Source organism: Klenkia sp. PcliD-1-E (assembly GCF_024124375.1).
Classification (GTDB): Bacteria; Actinomycetota; Actinomycetes; order Mycobacteriales; family Geodermatophilaceae; genus Klenkia.
Map to the genome: position 1 here is coordinate 1 of NZ_JAMXRZ010000213.1, position 3,173 is coordinate 3,173.

The window sequence follows — 3,173 nt, forward strand, 5'->3', positions numbered from 1 at the left end:
GCGGCCGCCGCGGTCGCCGGGCTGCGGGCCCGCGGCACCGCCGAGAAGCCGCTCGGCGCGGCCCCGCGCTGGCCGGCCCGGGTGCCGTGGGAGCTCGCACTGCTGGCGGCCGCGGGCTGGTGCTGGGTGCTGCTGGAGGGCCGCGACGCGGTCGTCTCGCAGGCCGGGGTCGCCCAGGTCAACGGACTGCTGGTGGCCTTCCCGCTGCTGGCCGTGGCCGGGGCGGCGGTGCTGCTCGCCCGGCTGCTCACCGCGCTGCTGCCCCGGCTGCGGCGTTGGGCCGACCGTCGCCGTCCGCCGGTCTTCCTGGCGGTCAACCGGCTGGTCGCCGCCCGCGCCGCCACCGCGGTGCTGCTGGTGGCGATCGCGCTGCCGGTCGCCGTCCTCGGCTACACCGCCACGCTCACCGCCAGCTCGCGGGCCACCCTCGACGCCAAGGTCGGCGTCCAGCTGGGCGCGGGCGCCTACGCCGCCACGGCCAGCCGCGTGGACCCCGCCGCGGTCACCGGCCCCGACGGCACCACCGTGCTGAGGTTCGGCAACTCCTCGCTGACCCCCGCCGGCGGGGAGCGCACCGCGGTGCAGACCCTCGCGGTCGACCCCACCACCTTCGCCGGCACCGCGTTCTGGGTCGACTCCTTCGCCGACCGGTCACTGCCCGACCTGGTCACGGCGCTGACCCGGGAGACCACGACCGTCCCCGTGGTGGCCAGCGGCCTGCCCTCCGGGGCCTACGAGCTGCGGCTGGGCAACGTGGCGGTCGACGTCGAGGTCGTCGCCACCGCCGATGTGCTGCCCGGCCGGCGCTCCGCCGACCCCGTGGTCCTGGTCGACCGCTCCCGGCTGCCCGAGGTGCCGCCCTCGGCCGGCTCGGACCAGGCCGTGGAGCGGTGGACGAACGGGGACGTCGGCACCGCGGTGGCCGCGCTGCAGGACGCCGGCGCGGTGCGGGTGCTCGACACGGTGCCCGCCGACGTCCAGCGGACGGCGAACTTCCTCGGCATCACCTGGACCTTCGGGTACCTGTCGGCGCTGGCGGTGTTCGCCGGCGTCATCGGCGCCGCCGGGCTGCTGCTCTACCTCGAGGCGCGGTCCCGGTCGCGGGTGAGCGGCTACGTGATGGCCCGGCGGCTGGGGCTGTCGCGTGGCGCCCACCTGCGGTCCCTGCTGGTCGAGCTGGTCGGGGTGGCCTGCGCCGGCGTGCTGGTCGGCGGTGCGCTGGCGGTCGGGGCGGTGGCGGCGGTGTACCGGCGGCTGGACGTCGACACCCTCCGCCCACCCACACCGCTGCTGGACGTGCCCTGGCCCGCGGTCGCGCTGACCGTCGTCGCCGCGCTGGTGGTGGCCGGCGGGGCGGCGGGGTACGCCCAGCGCTCCGCCGACCGCGCCGACCCCGCCTCGGTGCTGCGCGAGGACGCCTGACCCTCCCCCTGGAGTTGGATCAACCTCGCTGATCCAACTCCGTCCTCCCGCACCGACGTCGCCGGAGGGGGCTGCACGTTGCCCGAGGAGGACGCCCCGGCGGGGCTCAGCGCGGGGAGCGGGCCAGCTGGCGGGACTGCGCGACGAAGCGGCCGGTGGAGTCCCACACCCGGTAGTCCTCGTCGACCCAGCCGTCGGACACCTCGTTGCCGCGGGCCTCGACCAGGCACCAGCCCGGCGCGGGCAGCGCACGGATCAGCGTCTGCAGCTGCACCGTGGGCGCCCACCCCAGCTTCCCGGTGGCCCAGGAGGTCGGCGGCAGCACGTCGGTGAACGCGACGAGGCCCAGCGGGTCGGGCTCGCGGCCGTCGGCGAAGCGCACCCAGGCCCGCACCACCGGTTCGGTCGAGGGCTGCCCGAGGGCCCACCCGGCGGTGAGCGGGTCGAGCCGGGTCTCCACCTGCTGCGAGATGCCGGGCACGGTCAGCCCGGGCGGGGCGAGGTGGGCGTTCTCGGCGACGGAGAAGCAGTCCTCGACGGGGGTCGCGGCCGGGGCCGGGACGCCGTGCTCGGCGGGGACGTCGTGCAGCGTCGCCGTCGTCCACTGCACCGGGACGGCGGGACCACCGGCGTCCCCGAGCACCGCGGACCCGTGCTGCAGCGTCCGGCCGGCCGGGCCCGCGGTGACCGAGACCGTGGCCGGTCCGGGTGCCGGCGCCCGCAGGTAGGACGCCGAGAGCGCCACCGGGTGGGTGTGCGGGGACACCTCGAGCGCGGCGCGGGCGACCACCGCGAGCAGGTAGCCGCCGTTGAGCACGCCCCCGCCGACGTCCCACCCGGGGTCGAGGTGGGCGGTGAACCCGCCCTCGGCGGCGGTCAGCGCGGTGGCGTCGTCGAAGCTGCGGGGCACGCCGGTCAGCGTGCCACCGGGCCCGGGCGGGCCAGCGGCCACCCGGCGAGGCGCTCGTACCGGGCGCCCGGGCGGCTGCGCCACAGCACCAGCTCGCCCGGCCGCCACGCGGGGCCGTGCGGACCGCGCAACCGCTCGGGGAGGGTCGTCGCCGTCGTCCCCGACCCGGGCCACCGGCCCAGGGTGAGGTGCGGGACGAAGGGCCGGTCCTCGACCGGGACGCCGGCGTGCCGGGCCGCGGCGGCGACCCGGCCGGCCAGCTCGCCGAGCACCCCGACGTCCCCGGTGACGCCGGCCCACAGCACGCGGGGACGGCGGCCGAAGGTGCCGGCCCCCGCCAGCCGCAGCTCCGGCGCGTGGCTGCCGGCGGCGACCGGACCCAGCGCAGCGAGCAGGCCGGCCACCCGCGCCCCGGGGACCTCGCCGAGGAAGGCCAGCGTGACGTGCAGGTCGGCGGGGTCGGACCAGCGCGGCGCGCCGGGGTCGTCGCGGACCCCGTGCACCGCCGCGGCCAGCGCCCGCACCACCGCCGGCGGCGGCGCCACACCGGTGAACAGCCGGCCTGCGCTCAGCCGCGGTCCCGGGGGTCGCTCACCACGAGACCGGCGCCGGCGAGCGCCTCGGCCAGCCGCAGCCGCTCCAGTTCCCGGTCCTCGCCGGGGGCGGCCTCGCGCAGCCGGTGCGGGACGTCCAGGGTCCCGGCGGCCTCGACCAGCACGTCGTCGTAGGCCGCGAGCACGCCCGCCCGGTGCGCGGCGGAGCCGGTGGCCACCAGCGCCAGCTCGCGGCGCAGCCGGCGCAGGTCGGCGGCGATGGCCTGCACGGCCCGCCGGTCGGTGGT

General features: G+C 78.9%; 4 protein-coding genes. 1 reads left to right on the forward strand and 3 read right to left on the reverse strand.

What is annotated here, in order from left to right; genetic code table 11:
* The coding region (locus NH342_RS22485; protein ID WP_253018522.1) for an FtsX-like permease family protein at window positions 1-1,422 on the forward strand (1,422 nt) is incomplete at its 5' end.
* Between the two features lie 106 nt (window positions 1,423-1,528).
* Here NH342_RS22485 and NH342_RS22490 read toward each other — a convergent pair.
* The 3 genes from NH342_RS22490 to NH342_RS22500 form a co-directional block, all read right to left on the reverse strand.
* Complete coding sequence (locus tag NH342_RS22490; protein WP_253018524.1) at window positions 1,529-2,332, reverse strand: thioesterase family protein; 804 nt, start codon at window positions 2,330-2,332, stop codon at window positions 1,529-1,531.
* 5 nt (window positions 2,333-2,337) lie between these two features.
* Window positions 2,338-2,904, reverse strand: coding sequence for an RNA 2',3'-cyclic phosphodiesterase (gene thpR / locus NH342_RS22495; RefSeq protein WP_308200731.1), 567 nt, complete (start codon window positions 2,902-2,904; stop codon window positions 2,338-2,340).
* On the reverse strand, window positions 2,901-3,173 hold a 273-nt coding region (locus NH342_RS22500; RefSeq protein ID WP_253018528.1), incomplete at its 5' end, for a hypothetical protein. The genes NH342_RS22500 and thpR, both read right to left, overlap by 4 nt.